This window comes from Streptomyces abikoensis, from assembly GCF_014648775.1.
GTDB classification, from domain to species: Bacteria; Actinomycetota; Actinomycetes; order Streptomycetales; family Streptomycetaceae; genus Streptomyces; species Streptomyces abikoensis.
This window is the reverse complement of sequence record NZ_BMRT01000004.1, coordinates 314,178-335,004: the sequence shown is the minus strand read 5'-3', so window position 1 is coordinate 335,004 and position 20,827 is coordinate 314,178. Positions and strand designations below refer to the sequence as shown.

Below are 20,827 nucleotides of genomic sequence, written 5' to 3'. Positions count from 1 at the left end.
GGCGCCCGCACGTCACCGTCCTCGCGTCACCCCTGCGCGGCCCCGATCCGGAACCGCAGTCGGCAGATCACCGCGTCCGTATCCCGCCGTACCGCGTGGGCGACCACCGCGCCGCGCTGGTTCTGCAGCAGCCGCTGCCAGAGCCGGGCCGGCTCGACCTCGGGTATCAGGACCGTCACCCGCGTGTCCGGGTGGCGGTCCGAGAGGGCGCGGACGTAGTCGACGATCGGCCGGCCCAGCGCACGCGTGGGCGCGGGCAGCTCGATCAGGTCGACGCCCGGCCGCCACAGTTCCCAGTCCCGCCGCAGCGACTCCGCCGCTCGCCGTCCCTCCGCGTCCGGCTGGGTGACGGTGACGGCCACGACCTCGTCGCCCAGCGAGACCGCCGCCGTCAGCGCCTTGCTCGTCAGACGGGAGAGGGATGACACCGGCACGACGACCACCGAGTGGCAGCGCCGCGGCGGCTCCGGCACGCGGCCCAGCTCCAGCCGTTCGCCGATCCGCTCGTACGCCCGGTGGACCACCTCGAAGGCCAGGACCAGCACCGGCAGCGCCACCACGATCAGCCAGGCGCCCTCCGCGAACTTCGTGGCCGTGACGACGATCGCCGAGACGCCCGTCAGCAGCGCGCCGAAGCCGTTGAGGACGGCCTTCCCCCGCCACCCGGCGGAACGTTCCTGCCGCCAGTGCCGCACCATGCCGACCTGGCAGATGGTGAAGCCGACGAACACGCCGATCGCGAAGAGCGGCACGAGCGTGTTGACGTCGCCGCCGGAGAAGACCAGCAGCAGCGCGGAGACGGCGGCCAGCGCCAGCACGCCGTGCCGGTGGACCTGGCGGTCGGCCTTGAGGCCGAAGACGTGCGGCAGGTAGTTGTCGCGGGCCAGCAGGCCCATCAGGACCGGGAGCCCGCCGAAGGACGTGTTGGCGGCCAGCGCCAGCAGCACCACCGTCGCGAACTGCACCACGTAGAACGCCCAGTTGTGGCCCAGCGAGGCGTCCGCGAGCTGCGCGAGGACGGTGACGCCCTCCACCGGCTGGAGGTGGAAGCGGCCGATCAGCACCGACAGACCGATCAGCATGACGCCCAGCAGCGCCCCGAGGGCGACCTCCGTGCGCTGCGCCCGCCGGGTGGCGGGGGCGCGGAAGGACGGGACGGCGTTGGCGACGGCCTCGACGCCGGTGAGCGCGGAACAGCCCGCCGCGAACGCCTTCAGCAGCAGGAGCGCGCCCACGGCGGTGGCGTTCCCGGCCAGCGCGGAGGCGTGCCCGGCGGCGGCCTCGGTGCTCGCGGGGGCGGAGCGGAAGAGCCCCACGACGACCACGGCGAGGATCGAGCCGACGAAGACGGCGGTGGGGACGATGAACGCCTTGGCGGACTCCACGATGCCCCGCAGATTGACGCCGGTGACCAGGACCAGCACGGCCAGGCAGATCCACAGCCGGTCCGCGTAGAGGGAGGGGAAGGCCGAGGTGAGGGCGGCCACGCCGGCGGTGACCGACACCGCCACGTTCAGCACGTAGTCCAGGACCAGGGAGGCCGCCGTGAACAGGCTGGTGCGCCGGCCCAGGTGCCGCTTGGCGACCGCGTAGGAGCCGCCGCCGTCGGGGAACGCCGCGATGACCTGCCGGTAGGAGGCGACGAGCACGGCCAGCAGGGCGGCGATCGCGAGCGTGACCGGCAGCGTGTACCCGAGGCCGTGCGCCCCGGCCGCCGCCAGTACGAGGACGATCGACTCGGGCCCGTACGCCACCGACGCCATCGCGTCGAGCGACAGGGCCGCCAGGCCCTGGACGGCCGTCAGCCGGTGCCGGTCCTCGGCGGACCGCGCGGCGCCGGTATCGGGCGGCTCCTCGCCGGTGCCGGTGGCGTTCTCCGAATTGGCCAGCATGGACATGTTTTGTCGTACCTCCGTGGTCTCCGAGCGCTCAGACTGCGCTCGCGCGAAGGGGGCCGCGACCGGCCTTGGCGGCGTCTTGGCGCGCTTTGGCGGTTTCCATACGGGTTATTGACGCGCGGGACGGCGCGGGACGGCGCGATACGGACGAGGCGTCAGGACGGCGCAAGGATTGGCCAAGGTGACGTCAGCACCCCGTCAACGCCCCGTGTCGCGCGCGGTGAGCCGTTCTAGCGTCAGGGGCATGGGACGGCGACAGACGTTACGAGCGCGGCACGGCGGCTACGTACGGCGGGCGCCCGGGACGCCGGGGCGCGTACTCGCCCGGGACCTCGGCTGGCGGCGCGAGGCCCGCTCCGCCTGGCTGTGCGGGCTGGCGCTCGGCGGCGCGCTGCTCCTCGCCGACGTCGCCCGGGGCAGCGTCACCTGGCCGCGCGGCGGCTGCTGGGCGGTCATCGGCGTGACGCTCGTCGCCGTGCTGTGGCCCCCGCGCGTCACGGCCGGCGCGAACTGGCTCGCGGTGCGGGGCCTGCTGCGCGAGCAGCGGGTACGAACCGATCTGCTCACCCGGGTGCGCAGATCGGACGGCATGTCCCCGCGACTGGTGCTGCGGGACGTGGCCGGCAACCGTGTGGAGTTCGACCCCAAGGTCCTCGCCGCGAACCCGCTGCTCTGGCACCACCTCGACACGGGCGCGCGCCGCGCCCGCGAGAGCGGTCTGCTGCGCGAGGGCGCGATGCCGCTGGGCGCGCTGGCGGACCGCATCGACGGCGAGGGCGCGCGCAGGCTGCTGCGGTCGGCGGGGCTGGAGTAGCGCCCGGCGCCCCCGCCCGGTCCGGGGACCCTCGCGGGGACCCGAGAGGCCCGCGCCTGTGGTGCCCCCGCCCGGGGCGACCCCCGCCCCGGAAGCCCCGCCCCGGGTGGGCAAGTCCCGTCCGCGGAAAGCCCCGCTCAGGGATACGTCACGCCCGTCAGCCGTTCCGACACCGCCCACAGGCCCGCGCTCGCCCGGTCGTCGCGCGTCCACCACGCCCGTACCGAGCGGGTCGGCGCGCCGCGCCACAGCTGGATCCGGGGGCCGATGAAGTCGTCCTGCCGCACGTCCGGCGCCGTGGCGGCGTAGAGCGACGGCAGCGCCCCGTCCTCCGCGCTCTGCGCGAGGAGGCGGTTCAGCAGCTCGGCGCCCCGCTCCATCCAGGCCCGGCCCTCCATGCGGGCGCCCGCTGTCTGGAGATTGGTCGACGCGTACCCCGGATGCGCGGCCACCGCCAGCACGGACCCGCCCTCGGCCGTCAGCCGGCGCGACAGCTCGTGGGTGAACAGCAGGTTGGCGCTCTTCGAGCGGCCGTAGGCGATCCAGCGCCGGTAGCGGTGGTCCATCTGCACATCGCGCGGGTCGACCGTGCCGAAGAGATGGAGCCCGCTGGAGACGGTCACCACGCGCGCCCCGGGCCCGGCGGCGCGCAGCCGGGGCAGCAGCAGGCCCGTCAGCGCGAAGTGGCCGAGGTGGTTGGTGCCGAACTGCATCTCGAAGCCGTCCACCGTCCGGCGGTGCGGCAGCGCCATCACCCCGGCGTTGTTCACGAGCAGGTCGACGCGGTCCTCCGGTAGTTCCTTCACGAAGGCCCGCACCGACGCCAGGTCGGCGAGGTCGAGCGTCGCCAACCGCAGGTCCGCGCCGGGGACCTGATCGCGCATCAGCTGCTCGGCGGCCTTGCCCCGGGTGGTGTCCCGGCAGGCCAGCACCACCCTGGCCCCCCGCCGGGCAAGCTCCCGCGCGGTCACATAGCCGATGCCGCTGTTGGCGCCGGTCACCACGGCGGTGCGGCCGTTCTGGTCGGGGATGTCCTTCGCGCTCCAGCCAGTCATGGCGCCGACAGTACCCGCGCCGCGGCCCGTGCGCCGGGGCGACGCCGGAGGGAATTCATCGGTCATTCGCACTACCGACCTTCCGGAAAGCTGCTCGGTGCGCTGCGATCCCGGTGGTTGCGGTTAGCCTGTCGACAGCCTTCCTGACGTGGTGGGGGTGCCTGTGCGTTTCCTCCGGTGGTCCAGGGTCCCTTGGGTCCGGGCCGTGCTCGCGGGCCTGTACGTCGTGGCGCTGGCGGCCGCCGTGCCCAGGGGCGCCGGCGGGCACGGCCGGGGCGGCAACTGGTCCAGCGAGGAGGCCCGCCGCTTCTGGGGGCCCACCCGGACGGCGGACACCGCCGACTCCACCGACGGCGCGGACGGCGCCGCCGCGAGCGCGGCCCGGCGGATCACCGGCAGCGCGCGCCACTTCGACGGGGTGCCCTCGGTCGGCGTGCTCTTCTACGCCGGCGAGGACATGAAGGACCACCACTGCACGGCCAGCGTGGTGCACAGTCCCAAGGGCAACCTCATCGTCACCGCCGGGCACTGCGGCCTCGGCGAGGGCACCTCCTTCGTGCCGGACTACCAGCAGGGCGCGGGCTCCCAGCCGTACGGGGTGTGGACCGTGGACCACGTCTTCGCCGACCCCCGGCGCGACGACTACGGCGACGGCTCCGACCTGGACTTCGCCTTCGCGACGGTCAGACCCGACGGCCGGGGCCGCCAGATCGAACGGGTCACGGGCGCCAACCGGCTGATCCGCACGCCCGGCTTCACCAACCTGATCACCGTCATCGGCTATCCGAGCGCCGACAGCGACCCCGCCGACCAGGCCGTGCGGTGCGCGGCCCTGACCGCCCGGCTGGCGGGCCACAACCAGCTGAGGATGCGCTGCGACGGCTTCTCCTCGGGCACCTCCGGCAGCCCCTGGCTCGTCCGCTTCAGCGAGAAGACCCGGACGGGCGACCTCGTCGGCGTCCTCGGCGGCCTCAACGGCGGCGGGCCCGACGGCGAGGACGCCGACCGCGTCTCCTACAGCCCCGTCAACGACGACGAGGTCTTCCGTCTCTACCTGGACGCGATCAACGGGCGCGAGCCCAGGAGGTGACGGGTCCCGGGGGTGACGGGAAGCCGCCAGTGACGGCGTTCCGGGGGCGGGCCGGGCCGGTGTTCGAGCACGGTGTCCTTCTTCGTAGCCGAACAGGCCGAACAGGCCGAACAGCTCGAACAGGGGGACAACCATGTCGAGGAGCTGGAGACCCGCCGCCGTCGCCACGGCGGCGCTGCTGGGACTGCTGATACCGACCGGCACCGCCCGGGCGGAGGACGACGCGGGCAAGCGCGTCCACGCGCGGGTGGTCGGCACGCTCGAGGGGGAGTCCGCCGCCCCCGCCGTCAACAGACACGGCGAGGTCGCGTTCACGACCAAGCAGGGCGACCAGATGGTGTGGAACGCGACGACGGGGGAGCGCCGGGCGCTCCAGAAGGTGCCGGACGCCGCTCCCTCCGACCTCACGGACGACGGCCGGGTCGTGGGCGCGCACCACACGGACGGCCTGATCCTGTGGGCCGCCGACGGCTCCGTGACCAGGATCGGGATTCCCCCCGGCCAGGTGGCGGTGCTCTACGGCTCGCCCCGGATCGGCGAGGACGGCACCGTGCTCCTCACGGCGTACCACCTCGTCCACCCCGACCCCCGCCGCCCCCAGCCCGTCTACATGTCCTACCGGTGGACCTCCGGCGGGGGCTTCCAGCTGCTGGGCGCGGCGGGCGAGGGCACCACCGCCATGGCCGTGAACGACGCGGGCCTGATCGTCGGCAGCAGCCGGAACACCGCCGCCGCCTGGCACCCCGACGGCGGCGTCGAGACCTACGCGCCCATCCCGGGACACACCTCGCGGACCTGGGCCAGGGGAGTGAGCGACCGGGACGTGCTCGTGGGCGGGCAGCAGCGCCCGGGCTCCGACGGACGAGCCACCCCGACGCGCTGGGACGGGCCCGCGGAGCCGCGGGAGCTGACGGACCTGGGATTCGGCGGAGAGGCCACCGGGGTCAACAGCCGGGGCTGGATCACCGGCACCGTCCACACGTCGGCCACCGACTACCGCACCGTGCCCGTGGTGTGGGACCCGCACGGCGGCCCGCACCGTCTCGACGAACTGCTGGACGTGCCCGAGGGCGGCACGCTGGCCGACGTCGAGGCGATCAACGACCGCGATCAGCTGCTGGTGCGGATGTACACCGCGGAGTGGAAGCCCCTGGACCTGGTGATCCAGCTCCACTGACCGGGCCGGAGGCCGTACGGCCTACCGCCCCGCCGTCTCCAGGGCCCGCTCGACGCCCGGCTCGTGCGGGCCCAGGAAGGCCGGGCTGGGCCGGACGACCGCGTCCAGCGCGGCCTTGCCCGCGGCGAGGACCTCGCGGGCCCCGCCCGCAAGCCAGGTGACGTCGTGCTTCTCGCCCGCCCCCACCCCGTACGCGTCGATGCCGGCCGCCCCGCACAGCGCCACCGCGCGCCGTATGTGGAAGTCCTGGCTGACGAGGACCGCCCGGTCCACCCCGAAGACCCGCTTGGCGCGGGCGCACGAGTCCCAGGTGTCGAAACCGGCGAAGTCGCTGACGATCCGGTCGTCGGGCACCCCGCGCTTCGTCAGATAGGCGCGCATCGCATCCGGTTCGTCGTAGTCGTCGCGGCTGTTGTCGCCCGTCACCAGCAGCACCCGGACCTTGCCCGCGCGGTACAGGCCCGCCGCCGTGTCGAGGCGGTGGGCCAGGTACGGGGAGGGCTTGCCGCCCCACAGGCCCGCGCCGAAGACCATGGCGACCGGGGCCCGGGGGACGTCCCCGGCGGTCCGCACCCGGGGCGTGCCCGCCACGTGCACCCAGGTGACCGGCAGGAGCGCCAGCACACAGGCCGCCATCACGCCCCGCACCGCCCGCCGCCGGCCGGCGACGGTCGTGGGCAGCCGCGAGCGCACCGCGCGCAGCCTCGTACCGCCCGTCACACCCATATGGACCTCCCCCGTATCGCGAAGCGCCAACGTCGCGGCGGAGCCGAAGGTTCCCGGGGCGCCCCGCGCGACGGCGGGACGCATCGCTGCTGTCACACCCTGGGGCTACCGTCGGGGGTATGAACGGCAGCGCAGCAGGGCCCGTGACGGAGCAGAACGGCATCGCCGGGTACGACCCGGCCGACCTGGAGCGGTGGGCGCCCGAGCCCGACAAACGGCCGGGCCGCACCGCCTTCCAGCGCGACCGGGCGCGGGTGCTGCACTCGGCGGCCCTGCGCCGGCTGGCCGGCAAGACCCAGGTGGTCACGCCCGGCACCAGCGCCCGCGCCTGGGACGCCAGCCCCCGCACCCGGCTGACGCACTCCCTGGAGTGCGCCCAGGTCGGCCGGGAGCTGGGCGCCGCCCTCGGCTGCGACCCCGACCTGGTCGAGGTCGCCTGCCTCGCCCACGACCTCGGCCACCCGCCCTTCGGCCACAACGGCGAGCAGGCGCTCAACGAAGTCGCCGGTCCCTGCGGCGGTTTCGAGGGCAACGCCCAGTCGCTGCGCCTGCTCACCCGCCTGGAGCCCAAGCGCTTCGTCACCGTCCCCACCACCGGCGAACTCGTCAGCGTCGGCCTCAACCTGACGCGCGCCGCCCTGGACGCCGCCACCAAGTACCCCTGGCCGCAGGGCGCCCACCCCACCGACCCGGGCTCCCCGAAGTTCGGCGTCTACACCGACGACACCCCCGTCTTCACCTGGCTGCGCCAGGGCGCCCCCGGCCACCGCCGCAGCTTCGAGGCCCAGGTCATGGACTGGGCGGACGACGTCGCCTACTCGGTGCACGACGTCGAGGACGGCATCCACGCCGGCCACCTCGACCCCCACGTCCTCCACGCCGAGTCCGAACGCCGGGAGATCTTCGCCGTCGCCGCCGGCCGCTACGCCCCGGGCGCCGCCCCCGACGAGCTCTCCGACGCCCTCGACCGGCTCCTGGAGCAGGAGTGGTGGCCGCACGGCTACGACGGCTCCGCCGTCTCCCAGGCCCGCCTCAAGGACGCGACGAGCCAGCTCATCGGCCGTTTCTGCCTGGCGGCGGAGGAGGCCACCCGGGCCGCCCACGGGCCCGGTCGGCTCACCCGCTACCGGGCCGAGCTGGTCGTCCCCCGGGGCACCCGGCTGGAGTGCGCCGTGCTCAAGGCCGTCGCCGACCGCTATGTGATGCAGCGCGAGGACCAGGAGAAGCTCCGCGCCGAACAGCGCGTCGTCATCGCCGAACTGGCCGAGGCGCTCGTGTCCCGCGCCCCCGACGGGCTCGACCCGCAGTTCCACTCCCTGTGGACCGAGGCGAAGGACGACGCCGGGCGGCTGCGCGCGGTCGTCGACCAGATCGCCGCCCTCACCGACAGCTCCGCCCGCTCCCTCCACGCCCGGCTCGTGGGCGGCGCCGGGGCCGGCCGGCCCGGGTCGTGACCCGCCCGACCCCTTGCGGGGGCCGCCCCGTCCGGGGTACTCCCTCTACCGGCGGCACGCGGGGTACGGCACGCTCGGCGGTGGCGCCTTCCGCGGTGGCGCGGTCCGCCCGGAGGCACGGCCCGCGGACGTGAGACCCGATGGCCGTACCACGCACGGCGTGGCACGGCGGCAGCGAGGAGGCAGCAAGTGGTGGACGCGAACCAGACGTTCGTCATCGTCGGAGGGGGACTGGCCGGCGCCAAGGCGGCGGAGACCCTCCGGCAGGAGGGATTCACCGGCCGGGTGATCCTCATCTGCGACGAACGCGAGCACCCCTACGAGCGGCCGCCGCTCTCCAAGGGGTACCTCACGGGCCGCGACGCCCGGGACAGCGTCTTCGTCCACAAGCCCGACTGGTACGCCAAAGCCGACGTCGAGCTCCATCTCGGCCAGCCCGCCGTCCACCTCGACCGGGCGGCCAAAACCGTGCGCCTGGGCGACGGCACCCTCGTCCACTACGACAAGCTGCTGCTGGCCACCGGCGCCGAGCCCCGCCGCCTCGACATCCCCGGCACCGGCCTCGCAGGCGTCCACCACCTGCGCCGCCTCGCCCACGCCGAGCGGCTGCGCGGCGTACTGTCCTCCCTCGGCCGCGACAACGGCCACCTCGTGATCGCCGGAGCCGGCTGGATCGGCCTGGAGGTCGCCGCCGCCGCCCGCGGCTACGGCGCCGAGGTCACCGTCGTCGAGCCCGAGCCCACCCCGCTCCACACCGTCCTCGGCCCCGAGCTCGGCCAGCTCTTCACCGACCTCCACGCCGAGCACGGCGTCCGCTTCCACTTCGGCGCCCGCCTCGCCGAGATCGCCGGCCACGACGGCATGGTCCTGGCCGCCCGCACCGACGACGGCGAGGAGCACCCCGCCCACGACGTCCTCGCCGCCATCGGCGCCGCCCCCCGCACCGCCCTCGCCGAGGCCGCCGGCCTCGCCCTCGTCGACCGCGCCGACGGCGGCGGCATCGCCGTCGACGCCTCCCTGCGCACCTCCGACCCCGACATCTACGCCGCGGGCGACGTCGCCGCCGCCGAGCACCCCTGGCTGGGCACCCGGCTGCGCGTCGAGCACTGGGCCAACGCCCTGAACGAGGGCCCCGCCGCCGCCCGCGCCATGCTCGGCCAGGAGGTCTCCTACGACCGGGTGCCCTACTTCTTCTCCGACCAGTACGACGTCGGCATGGAGTACTCCGGCTACGCCCCGCCGGGCTCCTACGACCAGGTCGTCTGCCGGGGCGACGTCGGAAAGCGCGAGTTCATCGCCTTCTGGCTCGCCGAGGGCCGGGTCCTCGCCGGGATGAACGTCAATGTGTGGGACGTCACCGAGGACATCCAGAAACTCATCCGCGCCGGTGCCCGCCCCGACCCCGACGCCCTCGCCGACCCCTCCGTGCCCCTGCGGTCCTTCGTTCCGTAGCCGAGCGGGCCCGCGCCGCCGTCGCCCGGCCGTAGAATTCACCGCGTGGCAGGCAGGATCAACGATGACGACGTGAAGGCGGTCCGGGACGCGGTCCCGATCGACGCCGTCGTGTCCGAGTACCTCCAGTTGCGCAACGCGGGCGGCGGCAACCTCAAGGGCCTCTGCCCCTTCCACGACGAGAAGTCCCCGTCCTTCCAGGTCAGCCCCGCCAAGGGGCTCTTCTACTGCTTCGGCTGCCAGGAGGGCGGGGACACCGTCGACTTCGTCATGAAGATCGACCACCTCTCCTTCGCCGAGACCATCGAGCGGCTGGCCTCCCAGGCCGGCATCACCCTGCGCTACGAGGAGGGCGGCTACACCCCGGGCCGCCAGCAGGGCGAGCGCATCCGCCTCGTCGAGGCCCACAAGATCGCCGCCCGGTTCTACGCGGACCAGCTGGCGAGCCCCGAGGCCGAGATCGGCCGGAAGTTCCTGGCGGGCCGCGGCTTCGACCAGGCCGCCGCCGAGCACTTCGGCGTCGGCTACAGCCCGGCCGGCTGGGACCACCTCACCCGCTTCCTGCGCGGCAAGGGCTTCTCCGACAAGGAGCTGCTGCTCTCCGGCCTCGCCCAGGACAGCCGCAGCGGCAAGCCCATCGACCGCTTCCGCGGCCGCCTGATGTGGCCCATCCGCGACATCACCGGCGAGGTCATCGGCTTCGGCGCCCGCAAGCTCCGCGACGACGACAACGGCCCGAAGTACCTCAACACCCCCGAGACGGCGATCTACAAGAAGTCGCACGTCCTCTACGGCATCGACCTCGCCAAGAAGGACATCGCGAAGACCAACCGCGCCGTCGTCGTCGAGGGCTACACCGACGTCATGGCCTGCCACCTGGCCGGCGTCACCACCGCCATCGCCACCTGCGGGACCGCTTTCGCGGGCGACCACATCAAGATCCTGCGGCGGCTGCTGATGGACAACGCCGCCTCCGAGGTCGTCTTCACCTTCGACGGCGACGCCGCCGGCCAGAAGGCCGCCCTGCGCGCCTTCGAGGACGACCAGAAGTTCGCCGCCGAGACCTCCATCGCCATCACCCCCGGCGGCATGGACCCCTGCGAGCTGCGCCTCGCCGAGGGCGACGCCGCCGTCGCGTCCCTCGTCGAGTCCCGCACCCCGCTGTTCGCCTTCGCCATCCGCCAGGTCGTCGCCCGCCACAACCTGGACACCGCCGAGGGCCGCGCCGCCGCCCTGGAGGCGGCCGCGCCCATCGTCGCCAACATCAAGAACAGCTCCATCCAGCACGAGTACGCCGTCCAGCTCGCGGGCATGCTCGGCATCCTCGACACCCAGTTCGTGGTGCGGCGCGTGGGCCAGCTCGCCCGGTGGGCCCGCGAGCGCGGGCAGCGGCCCGACGCCGCCCGTACGTCCGTTCGGCAGAGCGCGCCCCCGGCCGCCGCGCCGACGCCGCAGGCACAGCGCGGGCCCGCGCTCAATCTGCGCAGCCCGGCCGCGCTCACCGAGCGCGAGCTGCTCAAGCTCGCGCTCCAGCACCCCCACCTGGTGGCCCCCGCCTTCGACGCGTACGGCGAGGACGAGTTCACCGCCGCGCCGTACGTGCTCGTGCGCCGCGCCGTCGAGGCGGCCGGCGGCGTCACCAACGCCGACGCGGGCTACCTCGCGAAGGTGCGCGACGCGGCGCCCGACGACACCGTCCGGGCCCTGGTGACCGAGCTCGCCGTCGAGGCGATCCGCGCCAAGACCGTCGACGAGGGGTACGCGGGCGTCCAGCTCGTACAGGTCCGGCTGCGGGCCGTCGAGCGGCGCATCAAGGACGTCCAGGCGGGTCTGGTCCGCCTCGGCGACCGCCCGGACCCGGAGCACCTCGCCGCCGTCCAGAACGAGCTGTGGGTGCTCGAGCAGTACGGGCGCGCACTGAAGGACCGCGGGGCGGCGGCGCTCTAGCGCTCCGCCGGTTCGTGCCCGGAATCGCGTCGCAGGGCCGTCACCGTAAGCACGCCGTCACGGCCCGCGCTCAGAAAGTGAGCGCACGCCCCTCGTGGCGGGCACGCTCCGTGCCCCACACTGGTGGGCGGTGCCTCAAGGGGGCCCGGAGCGCGGCAGGTCCGGTGTGCCGGACCGGAATCCCCCCGATGTCCGACGCCGCGCCGGCTCCCCGGCCGCCGCCGCGCCCGACCGTTCCGCCGTACGCCCAGCCGCACGTCCAGCCGCTCGTTCTGCCGCCTCAGCAGCGATCACCTGGAGGTCGCCCCCGTGCAGACCCGGACCCCGACCCTGAAGGCCCCGGCCCACCCGCTACAGGCGGTGCCCCAGCAGGCCGAGCCACCAGCGTCCGAGACCCTGGCCCTCCCCGACGATCCCGCCCCGGAGCCGGTCCCCGAACGGGCCGCACGGGCCGACACCAGCGGCCCCTCCTCCGACCTCTTCCGCCAGTACCTGAGGGAGATCGGCCGGATCCCGCTGCTCTCCGCCGCCGAGGAGGTGGAGCTCGCCCGCCGGGTCGAGGCGGGCCTGTTCGCCGAGGAGAAGCTCGGCAGCACCCCCGACCTCGACACCCAGCTCGCCCTCGACCTCGACCGGCTGGTCGTCCTCGGCAGGATGGCCAAACGCCGTCTCATCGAGGCGAATCTGCGCCTCGTCGTCTCCGTCGCCAAGCGCTACATCGGCCGCGGGCTGACGATGCTCGACCTCGTCCAGGAGGGAAACCTCGGTCTCATCAGGGCCGTTGAGAAGTTCGACTACGCACGCGGCTACAAGTTCTCGACGTACGCGACGTGGTGGATCCGCCAGGCGATGTCCCGGGCGCTGGCCGACCAGGCCCGCACCATCCGCGTCCCCGTCCACGTCGTCGAGCTGATCAACCGGGTGGTGCGCGTCCAGCGCCGCATGCTCCAGGAGCGCGGCTACGAGCCCACCGCCGAGGAGGTGGCCGTCACCCTCGACCTGTCCGAGGAACGCGTCAGCGAGGTCCTGCGGCTGGCCCAGGAACCGGTGTCGCTGCACGCGCCCGTCGGCGAGGAGGACGACGTCGCCCTCGGCGACCTCATCGAGGACGGCGACGCCGCCTCGCCCGTGGAGTCGGCCGCCTTCCTGCTGCTGCGCGAGCACCTGGAGGCCGTGCTCTCCACCCTCGGCGAACGCGAGCGCAAGGTCGTCCAGCTCCGCTACGGGCTCGTCGACGGCCGGCCGCGCACCCTGGAGGAGATCGGCCGGATCTTCGGCGTGACGCGCGAGCGCATCCGGCAGATCGAGTCCAAGACCCTCAACAAGCTGCGCGACCACGCCTTCGCGGACCAGTTGCGCGGCTACCTCGACTGAGCCGCTCTACCGGACGCGATCCGTCACCGGCCGCGAGCCGTCACTGCACGGCGTCGAAGGCCCCGGGGTGGGTCTGCTCGCGCACCGTCGCGTACTGCTGGCGCACCGCCTGCCCGACCGCCAGGTCCTCGCCCGCCATGTCGAAGACCTGACTGGCCGCCGCGGGCCACAGCGGGGGCTGCTGCGGGGACAGCACGCCCTGCTGGACGCCCAGCGCCCAGGCCGCCTGCCGGGCCGCGCCCAGCGCCGCGTAGTCGGCCGGCTGCGGCACGACGACCTGCGCCCCGAACAGCGACGGCGCGATCGCCTGCACGGCCGGCAGCTCGGCCGCCGCGCCCAGCAGGAACACCCGGCGCACCTCGACACCGCGCCCGCGCAGCACGTCCAGGGCGTCCGTGAGGCCGCACAGCATGCCCTCGAAGGCCGCCCGGGCCAGATGCTCGGGCTTCATGCTCTCGCGCCGCAGACCGGCCAGCGTGCCCGCCGTGTGGGGCAGGTGCGGGGTCCGCTCGCCCTCCAGGTACGGCAGCAGCACCAGCCCGTAGGAGCCGGCGGAGGAGCGCAGGGCGAGCTCGGAGAGGCCCGGCAGGTCCGTGCCGAGCATCTCGGCGGTGCCGCGCAGGACCCGCGTGGCGTTGAGCGTGTGGACGACGGGCAGGTGCATGCCGGTCGCGTCGGCGAAGGACGTGATGGTGCCGGTCCCGTCCGCGAGCGCGGAGTGGTGGACGGCGAAGACGGAGCCCGAGGCGCCCAGCGAGACCACCGCGTCGCCCGGCCCCACGCCCAGCCCGAAGGCCGCCGCCATCGTCTCGCCCGTCCCGGCGGAGATCAGCAGGCCCTCGGGGGTGTGCCCGGCCGGCTCGGCGGGCCCCAGCACGTCCGGGAGCGTCGCCTGGCGGCCCAGGGCCAGCTCCACCAGATCGGGCCGCCACTCGCCGGTGGCCGCCGACCAGAAGCCGGTGCCGGAGGCGTCGCCGCGGTCCGTCGTGCGCCGCAGGGGACGGCCCAGCAGCTGCCAGACCAGCCAGTCGTGCGGCTGGAGGACCGCGGCCACCCGGGCCGCGGACTCCGGCTCGTTGCGGGCCAGCCAGCGCAGCTTCGCCAGGGGCTGCCCGGCCTGCGGCACCGAACCGACGGCCTCCGCCCACGCGGCCCGGCCGCCCAGGGCGTCGGTCAGCTCGGCGGCGGCGGACTGGACGCGCTTGTCGTTGCCGAGGAGGGCGGGGCGGACGAGGACGCCGCCCGCGTCCAGCGTCAGCAGCCCGTGCTGCTGCGCGGCGACGCCGATGGCCTGGACGCCCTCCAGCACTCCGCCGGTGGCCGCCTCGCCCAGCGAGATCAGCCACGCCTGCGGGTCACCCTCCGGAGCGGACGCCGGATGGGGCGCGTAGCCCTGCCGTAGCACCGCTCCCGACTCCGCGTCGCAGACGACGACGCTCGTGCCCTCGGAGGAACTGCCCAACCCCGCGACTATGCCCATGCCGAGATGATGCCAAACCTTTTGGCCCCGTCGGCATCCGGACGGGCCATTCGGGGGGTGTGCGTCAGGTGTTGCTCGTGCCCCAGTCGTCGTCGACGACGCCCTGTCCCCGCTCGCGCAGGGAGCGGACCCGGTCCGCGATGGAGCCGGGCAGCCGGTCCCCCACCTTCTCGAAGGTCCGGGTGACCAGCGCCCGGCCGTTCACCGCGGCGGTCTCGGCGGTGTTGCGCACCGCCGGGTTCTGCGCGATCCGCCGCGCGCCCTTGCGCAGCTCCTCATAGCGCTCGCGCCCGGCGCGCGCGCCGAGCACGTACCCGACAGCCGCGCCGGTGATGAAGGTCAGCCGGTAGCGCATCGCGCCCGTCCTTCCGTTGGTCCGCGGATCCCGCTGCCAGCCGCCTACCCGGCCGGACCGAAGGTCACTCCCGGGGTCGGCGGGCATACCGATTGGCGGAGCACCCCCCTGCTTGCGCTAATGTATGTCTCGCAGCGAGCGCACGCCGCCCGGGAGACCGGTCGGGCGGGCATTCGAGGCAAACGCGACAATCCCCTGTAGCTCAATTGGCAGAGCAGCCGGCTGTTAACCGGCAGGTTACTGGTTCGAGTCCAGTCGGGGGAGCGCGATCCTCTATAGCTCAATTGGCAGAGCAGCCGACTGTTAATCGGCAGGTTACTGGTTCGAGTCCAGTTGGAGGAGCCATGAGATCAGGACCCCTCGGGGTCCTTTTTTCATGCCGGAACACCCCGGAACCGGGAACCGGACGTGCGTGATCGAAGTCCTCATGGTCAGACCGATCACACGATACGGACCCACCGGGGCAGCAGATCGTATGAGCGGCTATGCTGCGGCAGACGGCGCGCACAGTTGTGCGCGACGCGCCGTGAACGGGGCGGTAGCTCAGCCGGTTAGAGCAGCGGACTCATAATCCGTCGGCCGTGGGTTCGAGTCCCACCCGCCCCACACGCGCGGCTCAGGTGCAGAAACGATCTCGCCTGCCGTTTCGACGCCCCGACCGGGATCTCCCGGCCGGGGCGGCGTGCTGTCCGGGGCGGTACGGCCGGGTCGGCGCCGGAATAGGCCGTCGTCCCCTCCTGTTGCCGTGCGTGGGCCACACTGGCCCGGACACTGGCCCCGACGCGGCCCCGACGCACGCGACAACCGGAAGCGGGTAGGCGCTCATGAGCAGCAGCACCGTGGAGCTCACCAAGGACAACTTCGACGAGGTCGTCTCCGGCAACGGATTCGTGCTCATCGACTTCTGGGCCGAGTGGTGCGGTCCCTGCCGCAACTTCGCGCCCGTCTTCGAGCGGGCGGCCGAGCGCCACCAGGACCTGGTGTTCGCGAAGGTGGACACCGAGGCCCAGCCCGAGCTCGCGGCGACGTTCGAGATCCGGTCGATCCCCACGCTGATGATCGTGCGCGACAACATCGCCGTGTACGCCCAGCCCGGCGCGCTCCCGGAGGCCGCGCTGGAGGACATCATCAAGCAGGCGCGGGCCCTGGACATGGACGAGGTGCGGGCCTCGGTGGAGCAGGCCCGGGCGGAGGGGGCGGCGGCTCCCGGCACCGATGGGTGAGCTGCTGCTGATCCGGCACGGCGAGACGGCCTGGAGCCGGGACGGCCGGCACACCAGCTGGACGGACCTCCCGCTGACCGAGCGCGGCGAGCGGCAGGCCGAGGCGCTGCGGCCGGCGCTGGAGGGGCGCGACATCGCCCTGGTGCTCACCAGCCCGCTGGTCAGGGCCGTGCGCACGGCCGAGCTGGCGGGGCTGAAGGGCGCGGAGACCGAGCCGGATCTACGGGAGTGGGACTACGGCGGCTACGAGGGCGTCACCACGGCCGACATCCAGCGGGACCGGCCGGGCTGGTTCCTCTTCGACGACGGGGTCGCGCCCGGCCCGCCCGAGCACCCCGGCGAGTCGCCGGAGGAGGTCGGCGCCCGCGCCGACCGGGTGCTGGCCCGGATCGCCCCCCGCCTCGCGGACGGTGTCGCCGGTGACGTCGCGCTGATCGCGCACGGGCACTTCCTGCGGGTGCTGACGGCTCGTAGGCTCGGGCTGCCGCCGTCGGCCGGCGCGCTGTTCCGGCTGGACACCGGCACGGTCAGCCGCATCGGCACCGAGCACGGCCGCCCGGCCCTGGTCGCCTGGAACGGGCGTGTCGGAGCCTGAAGCGGCCGCGGGCCGCAGGATGATCGGGGCGATCGCCCCGGGGCTTGATAGATGACCCTTACTTCATGGAGGAGACAGCGTGGCCACCAACCGCATCGCCACCACCGTCTGGCACGGTGAGCTGATCAAGGGCAACGGCGAGACCACCTTCGAGTCGTCCGGCATCGGGACGTACCCGGTCACCTGGGCCTCCCGCGCCGAGGAGGCCAACGGGAAGACGAGCCCCGAGGAGCTGATCGCGGCCGCCCACTCCAGCTGCTTCTCCATGGCCCTCTCCCACGCCCTGACCGGCGCGGGCACCCCGCCCACCCGCCTGGAGACCAAGGCCGAGGTGACCTTCCAGCCCGGCGAGGGCATCACCGGCATCCACCTCTCCGTCCGCGGCGAGGTGCCGGGCCTGGACGAGGAGGGCTTCGTCGCGGCGGCCGAGGACGCCAAGAAGAACTGCCCGGTCAGCCAGGCGCTCACCGGGACGACGATCACGCTGGACGCCGAGCTCGCCTGACGCCGGCTCGGCTATGGCGCCATCCTGGCGTGGACGATCAGGTCGCCCGCGCACGTGACCAGGCGGAGCGCCTTCTCCCGGGTCTCCGCGTAGACCTTTCGCGTGGGGAAGGCGCCTCCGGCGACCTTCTCGGTGCCGGTGACCGTGAAGTGGAGCACCTCGCCGTCGCCGCGCTCGACGTCGATCGCGTCGCCCTCCGCGATCCTGTGCAGGTCGCGGAAGACGGCCTTGCCCTCGGGGACGGCGTCATGGCCGATGATCACGGCGGCGCCCGGGGTGCCGGGCCTGGCGCTGTCCCGGTACCAGCCGGCGGTCATGCCCTTCTCCGGCGGCGGCCCCTGCACGGTGTCGTCGCCGTTGCGGCCGAGCCGTATCAGCGGGCTGTCCACGCCGAGGGACGGGATGGCGACCCGGGACGGCTCCTCGGCCCGCGCCGGGCCGCCGATCACCTTGCCGGTCCCGCCGCCGGGTGCGCAGGCCCCGAGCACCACGGCGGCCACCACCAGCAGCAGGGCCGTCAGGGAACGGGGCGGGGACATGGGCATGCGCCCCAACCTAGGCCCGGCCCCGGTGCCTCCGCCTCGGCCGAACGGCCACTCCGGCCCCGCCACGTGCGGCGCCCCGAAGGGGCGCGGGGAACTGCGCGACCAGCCACGACGCACCCGCAGACGAATCGCCGACCTGGCCAGCGCCAGCGCTACCGCATCAGCCGCTGCAACAGCCCCCATGTGAACTCCGCCACATACTCCCCGCGCACCCCGGCCGCGTCCGGGGCCGTGAAGGCCAGCCGCCAGCGCGTCGGGGCCGTGCCCTCCATGGGGCGGGCGGGCGGGAAGGCGCGGGCGACCTCGTCCACCGTGCAGGACCAGGGCCGCAGCTCCTCGACCGTACGCGGCTCCGGGCCCCGCGCCCCGGGGGCGCGGACCAGCCACTCGTTCCACACCGCGCCGCCGGGGGCGCTCAGCACCTCGAAGCGCAGCGTGGGCCAGAGCGGCACCCGCCAGGTCGTCGCCTCGAAGGTCAGATCGCCGACGCGGCGCTCCCCGGTGCTCTCCGGCGGGCCCAGGACGGAGCGGTAGCGGGGCCCCGCGCCCCGGCCGCGCGGGGAGCGCGTCATGGCCTGCCAGCGGCGGTTGGCCTCGCGCATCTCGGCGCGCCCGACGCCCAGTTCGCGCAGCGCGTCCTCCACCAGCCCGGGCTGGTGGTCGGCCATCCGGCGCAGCAGCACGAGCTGGAACTCCAGGGGCCCGAAGGCGGCGACGGACCCGGGCGCGGGGTCGGAAGACGGTCTCATGCGTGCCATCGTGGCGCACCCGCCCCGCCCTTCGGCAACGCATCGGAAAACCTCGGCGAGTTGCCGGCCGCGGGCCCGGCCGCGGACCCGAAGTCCCCTTTTCGCGGAAGCTTTACCTCCCGGCAGCCGTGAGACGGCCCGGAGGCCGCCCACGCCGAGGTCGCGGCCGGTACGGTCTGAGGCCATGACGGAACTCGACCCCCAGCGCACCGCACTCGTCCTCGTCGACCTCATGGAACGCCTCGTGGCGTTGCCCCTCGCGCCCCACGCCGGCGATGAAGTGGCTCGGAACGCGACCGAGTTGGCGCGATCCTTCCGCAAGGCGGGAGCGCCGGTGGTGGTCGTCCGGGTGGAGCGGCCCGGTCTCGCCGAGCAGCCGCCCGGCAGCGGGCTGCTCGCGGGGGTCGCGGAGGCGGGCGACATCGAGATCGTCAAGCGGACCGTGGGCGCGTTCCACGGCACCGGGCTCGACGACCGGCTGCGCGAGCGCGGCGTGCGGACGCTGGTGCTCGCGGGGATCGCCACCAACCTCGGGGTGGAGTCGACCGGCCGGGCGGCCGTCGACCACGGCTACGAGCTCGTGTTCGTCGAGGACGCGATGAGCGCGCTGACGGCCGAGGAGCACCGGGCGTCGGTGGCGCTGGACATGCCGCGGCTGGGGACGGTCGTCACGGCGGCGGAGCTGCGGCTGTCCGCGTAGCCCTCGCCGGGCGGGCCGGGGCGCCCGGCGCCGTCCGCCAGGGCCGCACCCGCCCGGGCGCGCCGCCGCGCGTCAGCCGGCCGTGCGGGGCGCCGGCGGTTCCTCGCCCAGCATCCGCTTCAGCAGGTCCCGCAGCGCGGCGCGCTCCTCCTCGGACAGCCCGGCCAGCGGCTCGCGCGCGAAGCGCAGCGACTCCCGCAGCCGGTCCGCCGTCAGCCGGCCCTCCTCCGTGGCCGCCGCGAGCTTGACCCGGCGGTCGTCGGGGTCCGGGCGGCGCTCGACCAGGTCCCGGGCCTCCAGCCGGTCGACGATCCCCGTGATGTTCGACGGCTCGCACTTCAGCTTCAGGGCGATCCGCCGCATCGGCAGCGGCTCCCGGGCCAGCAGGGCCAGGACCCGCGCCTGGGCGCCGGTGAGCGAGTGCCGGGTGGCCGCCTCCTCGTACTCCTCGTGGTAGCGCGCCACGACGGTGGCGATGAGGTCGACCACCTCGAGGGTCAGGGCGTCGTCGGCGGGCCGCGGAGGGGGTGTCATGGAGAGCAGAATACTCGGTTGCTTGACATCATGAAATATCGAGGCACATGATTGGTTGAGGTTCTTAAGTAATTGGAGGGTTCGGTTCCCATGACCGCCACAGCCGCCCGCATCCCCGAGACCAGCCGCGAATGGCACCTGGTGGCCCGCCCCGTGGGCTGGCCGAAGCCGGAGGACTTCGCCCTGCGCGAGGCCGCGATCCCCGAGGTCGGCGAGGGCCAGATCCTCGTCCGCAACATCCACCTGTCGGTGGACCCGTACATGCGCGGCCGCATGGACGAGCGCGAGTCCTACATCCCGCCGTACCAGCTCGACCGGCCGATGGACGGCGGCGCCGTCGGCGAGGTCCTGGCCTCCCGGGCCGAGGGCTACGAGGTGGGCGACCACGTCCTCCACGGCCTCGGCTGGCGCGAGTACGCGGTCGTCGACGCCGCCCGCGCCGCCAAGGTCGACCCGAAGGTCGCCCCGCTCTCCGCCTACCTCGGTGTGCTGGGCATGCCCGGCATGACCGCCTACGCGGGCCTGCTGGAGGTCGCCTCCTTCAAGGAGGGCGACACCGTCTTCGTCTCCGGCGCCGCCGGCGCCGTCGGCAGCCTCGTCGGCCAGATCGCCCGGCTCAAGGGCGCCGCGCGCGTCATCGGCAGTGCGGGCTCGGACGAGAAGGTCCGGGTGCTGCGCGAGGAGTACGGCTACGACGCCGCGTTCAACTACAAGAACGGCCCGGTCGTCGACCAGCTGAAGGAGGCGGCCCCCGACGGCATCGACGTCTACTTCGACAACGTCGGCGGCGAGCACCTGGAGGCGGCGCTGAGCGCGCTCAACCTCCACGGCCGCGTCACCATCTGCGGCATGATCGCCCAGTACAACGCCACCGAGTCCGTGCCCGGCCCGCGCAACATGGTCAACATCCTGGCCAAGCGGCTGCGCGTCCAGGGCATGATCGTCTCGGACCACGACGCGCTGCGCCCGCAGTTCGTCGAGGAGGTCGGCGGCTGGATCCGCTCCGGCGAGCTCAAGGTCCGCGAGACCGTCGTCGAGGGCATCGAGAACACCGCCGACGCGTTCCTCGGCCTGCTGCGCGGCGAGAACACCGGCAAGATGATCGTCACCCTCTGACGACACGGGCCGCCCCACCCCGGCGGCTACGATGTGCC

Annotated in this window: 19 protein-coding genes, 3 tRNA genes and 1 pseudogene; 15 read left to right on the top strand and 8 right to left on the bottom strand. The window is 74.0% G+C overall.

Annotation, left to right across the window (positions count from 1 at the left end):
* Positions 1-26: 26 nt before the first annotated feature.
* Positions 27-1,892 carry an APC family permease gene (locus IE096_RS15770; RefSeq protein WP_373298133.1) on the bottom strand — a complete coding sequence of 622 codons (1,866 nt, stop codon included), beginning with the start codon at positions 1,890-1,892 and terminating at the stop codon, positions 27-29.
* A gap of 250 nt (positions 1,893-2,142) precedes the next feature.
* Between IE096_RS15770 and IE096_RS15765 the strand changes: the two genes are divergently transcribed.
* Entirely contained in the window at positions 2,143-2,712 is a 570-nt protein-coding gene (locus IE096_RS15765; protein ID WP_229820230.1) for a hypothetical protein, read from the top strand.
* Positions 2,713-2,849: 137 nt separating this feature from the next.
* On the opposite strand, the gene IE096_RS15760 is transcribed toward IE096_RS15765, so the two are convergent.
* Entirely contained in the window at positions 2,850-3,767 is a 918-nt protein-coding gene (locus IE096_RS15760) for an oxidoreductase (protein ID WP_189452098.1), read from the bottom strand.
* A 205-nt stretch (positions 3,768-3,972) separates the two neighbouring features.
* Between IE096_RS15760 and IE096_RS15755 the strand changes: the two genes are divergently transcribed.
* Both IE096_RS15755 and IE096_RS15750 read left to right on the top strand, forming a co-directional pair.
* Positions 3,973-4,857 (top strand): trypsin-like serine peptidase, encoded by an 885-nt coding sequence (locus tag IE096_RS15755; protein WP_229820228.1) that lies wholly within the window; start codon positions 3,973-3,975, stop codon positions 4,855-4,857.
* Between the two features lie 133 nt (positions 4,858-4,990).
* Positions 4,991-6,034 carry a hypothetical protein gene (locus tag IE096_RS15750; RefSeq protein WP_189452097.1) on the top strand — a complete coding sequence of 348 codons (1,044 nt, stop codon included), beginning with the start codon at positions 4,991-4,993 and terminating at the stop codon, positions 6,032-6,034.
* Positions 6,035-6,055: 21 nt separating this feature from the next.
* Here IE096_RS15750 and IE096_RS15745 read toward each other — a convergent pair whose 3' ends face one another.
* On the bottom strand, positions 6,056-6,760 hold the full coding sequence (locus IE096_RS15745) for a SanA/YdcF family protein (RefSeq protein WP_189452096.1): 705 nt from the start codon (positions 6,758-6,760) through the stop codon (positions 6,056-6,058).
* A gap of 119 nt (positions 6,761-6,879) precedes the next feature.
* Here IE096_RS15745 and IE096_RS15740 point away from each other — a divergent pair, with 119 nt between their 5' ends.
* The 4 genes and pseudogenes from IE096_RS15740 to IE096_RS15725 all read left to right on the top strand — a co-directional run.
* Positions 6,880-8,214 (top strand): deoxyguanosinetriphosphate triphosphohydrolase, encoded by a 1,335-nt coding sequence (locus IE096_RS15740; RefSeq protein ID WP_189452095.1) that lies wholly within the window; start codon positions 6,880-6,882, stop codon positions 8,212-8,214.
* 189 nt (positions 8,215-8,403) lie between these two features.
* On the top strand, positions 8,404-9,666 hold the full coding sequence (locus tag IE096_RS15735; RefSeq protein ID WP_126914004.1) for an NAD(P)/FAD-dependent oxidoreductase: 1,263 nt from the start codon (positions 8,404-8,406) through the stop codon (positions 9,664-9,666).
* Between the two features lie 45 nt (positions 9,667-9,711).
* Positions 9,712-11,613, top strand: coding sequence for a DNA primase (dnaG, locus tag IE096_RS15730; protein ID WP_189452094.1), 1,902 nt, complete (start codon positions 9,712-9,714; stop codon positions 11,611-11,613).
* Positions 11,614-11,814: 201 nt separating this feature from the next.
* Positions 11,815-12,987 (top strand): annotated as a pseudogene (locus IE096_RS15725) (RNA polymerase sigma factor); the annotation flags it as partial.
* Positions 12,988-13,027: 40 nt separating this feature from the next.
* Here the strand turns inward: IE096_RS15725 and IE096_RS15720 are convergent.
* Together IE096_RS15720 and IE096_RS15715 are read right to left on the bottom strand one after the other, a co-directional pair.
* A complete protein-coding gene (locus tag IE096_RS15720) occupies positions 13,028-14,467 on the bottom strand; it encodes an FGGY family carbohydrate kinase (protein ID WP_189452093.1) in 1,440 nt (479 codons plus the stop codon).
* Between the two features lie 64 nt (positions 14,468-14,531).
* Positions 14,532-14,822, bottom strand: a complete 291-nt coding sequence (locus IE096_RS15715; protein WP_189452092.1) for a YtxH domain-containing protein — start codon at positions 14,820-14,822, stop codon at positions 14,532-14,534.
* Between the two features lie 191 nt (positions 14,823-15,013).
* On the opposite strand from IE096_RS15715, the gene IE096_RS15710 reads away from it, so the two are divergent.
* From IE096_RS15710 to IE096_RS15685, 6 genes are all read left to right on the top strand, one after another.
* Positions 15,014-15,086: transfer RNA gene (locus IE096_RS15710), tRNA-Asn, on the top strand.
* A 5-nt stretch (positions 15,087-15,091) separates the two neighbouring features.
* Positions 15,092-15,167, top strand: a tRNA-Asn gene (locus tag IE096_RS15705).
* A 187-nt stretch (positions 15,168-15,354) separates the two neighbouring features.
* A tRNA-Ile gene (locus tag IE096_RS15700) sits at positions 15,355-15,428 on the top strand.
* 218 nt (positions 15,429-15,646) lie between these two features.
* Positions 15,647-16,045, top strand: coding sequence for a thioredoxin (gene trxA / locus IE096_RS15695; RefSeq protein ID WP_189452091.1), 399 nt, complete (start codon positions 15,647-15,649; stop codon positions 16,043-16,045).
* A complete protein-coding gene (locus IE096_RS15690; RefSeq protein WP_189452090.1) occupies positions 16,038-16,640 on the top strand; it encodes a histidine phosphatase family protein in 603 nt (200 codons plus the stop codon). Before trxA ends, IE096_RS15690 begins: the two co-directional genes overlap by 8 nt.
* Before the next feature lie 79 nt (positions 16,641-16,719).
* Positions 16,720-17,145, top strand: a complete 426-nt coding sequence (locus IE096_RS15685) for an OsmC family protein (RefSeq protein WP_189452089.1) — start codon at positions 16,720-16,722, stop codon at positions 17,143-17,145.
* Positions 17,146-17,156: 11 nt separating this feature from the next.
* Here IE096_RS15685 and IE096_RS15680 read toward each other — a convergent pair whose 3' ends face one another.
* Both IE096_RS15680 and IE096_RS15675 read right to left on the bottom strand, forming a co-directional pair.
* Positions 17,157-17,690 carry a sortase domain-containing protein gene (locus IE096_RS15680; protein WP_189452088.1) on the bottom strand — a complete coding sequence of 178 codons (534 nt, stop codon included), beginning with the start codon at positions 17,688-17,690 and terminating at the stop codon, positions 17,157-17,159.
* A 152-nt stretch (positions 17,691-17,842) separates the two neighbouring features.
* Positions 17,843-18,439: a hypothetical protein gene (locus IE096_RS15675; RefSeq protein WP_189452087.1), complete on the bottom strand. Its 597-nt coding sequence runs from the start codon at positions 18,437-18,439 to the stop codon at positions 17,843-17,845.
* A 184-nt stretch (positions 18,440-18,623) separates the two neighbouring features.
* Here IE096_RS15675 and IE096_RS15670 point away from each other — a divergent pair, with 184 nt between their 5' ends.
* Complete coding sequence (locus IE096_RS15670; RefSeq protein ID WP_189452086.1) at positions 18,624-19,139, top strand: isochorismatase family protein; 516 nt, start codon at positions 18,624-18,626, stop codon at positions 19,137-19,139.
* A 72-nt stretch (positions 19,140-19,211) separates the two neighbouring features.
* Here the strand turns inward: IE096_RS15670 and IE096_RS15665 are convergent, their stop codons facing one another.
* Positions 19,212-19,673, bottom strand: a complete 462-nt coding sequence (locus tag IE096_RS15665) for a MarR family winged helix-turn-helix transcriptional regulator (protein ID WP_189452085.1) — start codon at positions 19,671-19,673, stop codon at positions 19,212-19,214.
* A 90-nt stretch (positions 19,674-19,763) separates the two neighbouring features.
* Here IE096_RS15665 and IE096_RS15660 point away from each other — a divergent pair, with 90 nt between their 5' ends.
* The gene (locus IE096_RS15660) at positions 19,764-20,789 is read left to right on the top strand and encodes an NADP-dependent oxidoreductase (protein ID WP_189452084.1); all 1,026 of its coding nucleotides are present in this window, start codon (positions 19,764-19,766) and stop codon (positions 20,787-20,789) included.
* Positions 20,790-20,827: the final 38 nt, after the last annotated feature.

Excerpts from the sequence above, each read along its gene's own strand:
- IE096_RS15690 (WP_189452090.1), top strand. The coding sequence starts at position 16,038 with ATGGGTGAGCTGCTGCTGATCCGGCACGGCGAGACGGCCTGGAGCCGG.
- IE096_RS15665 (WP_189452085.1), bottom strand. The coding sequence starts at position 19,673 with ATGACACCCCCTCCGCGGCCCGCCGACGACGCCCTGACCCTCGAGGTG.
- IE096_RS15715 (WP_189452092.1), bottom strand. The coding sequence starts at position 14,822 with ATGCGCTACCGGCTGACCTTCATCACCGGCGCGGCTGTCGGGTACGTG.
- trxA (WP_189452091.1), top strand. The coding sequence starts at position 15,647 with ATGAGCAGCAGCACCGTGGAGCTCACCAAGGACAACTTCGACGAGGTC.
- IE096_RS15770 (WP_373298133.1), bottom strand. The coding sequence starts at position 1,892 with ATGCTGGCCAATTCGGAGAACGCCACCGGCACCGGCGAGGAGCCGCCC.
- IE096_RS15670 (WP_189452086.1), top strand. The coding sequence starts at position 18,624 with ATGACGGAACTCGACCCCCAGCGCACCGCACTCGTCCTCGTCGACCTC.
- IE096_RS15750 (WP_189452097.1), top strand. The coding sequence starts at position 4,991 with ATGTCGAGGAGCTGGAGACCCGCCGCCGTCGCCACGGCGGCGCTGCTG.
- IE096_RS15680 (WP_189452088.1), bottom strand. The coding sequence starts at position 17,690 with ATGCCCATGTCCCCGCCCCGTTCCCTGACGGCCCTGCTGCTGGTGGTG.
- IE096_RS15740 (WP_189452095.1), top strand. The coding sequence starts at position 6,880 with ATGAACGGCAGCGCAGCAGGGCCCGTGACGGAGCAGAACGGCATCGCC.
- IE096_RS15745 (WP_189452096.1), bottom strand. The coding sequence starts at position 6,760 with ATGGGTGTGACGGGCGGTACGAGGCTGCGCGCGGTGCGCTCGCGGCTG.
- IE096_RS15765 (WP_229820230.1), top strand. The coding sequence starts at position 2,143 with ATGGGACGGCGACAGACGTTACGAGCGCGGCACGGCGGCTACGTACGG.
- IE096_RS15660 (WP_189452084.1), top strand. The coding sequence starts at position 19,764 with ATGACCGCCACAGCCGCCCGCATCCCCGAGACCAGCCGCGAATGGCAC.
- IE096_RS15675 (WP_189452087.1), bottom strand. The coding sequence starts at position 18,439 with ATGAGACCGTCTTCCGACCCCGCGCCCGGGTCCGTCGCCGCCTTCGGG.
- IE096_RS15760 (WP_189452098.1), bottom strand. The coding sequence starts at position 3,767 with ATGACTGGCTGGAGCGCGAAGGACATCCCCGACCAGAACGGCCGCACC.
- IE096_RS15720 (WP_189452093.1), bottom strand. The coding sequence starts at position 14,467 with ATGGGCATAGTCGCGGGGTTGGGCAGTTCCTCCGAGGGCACGAGCGTC.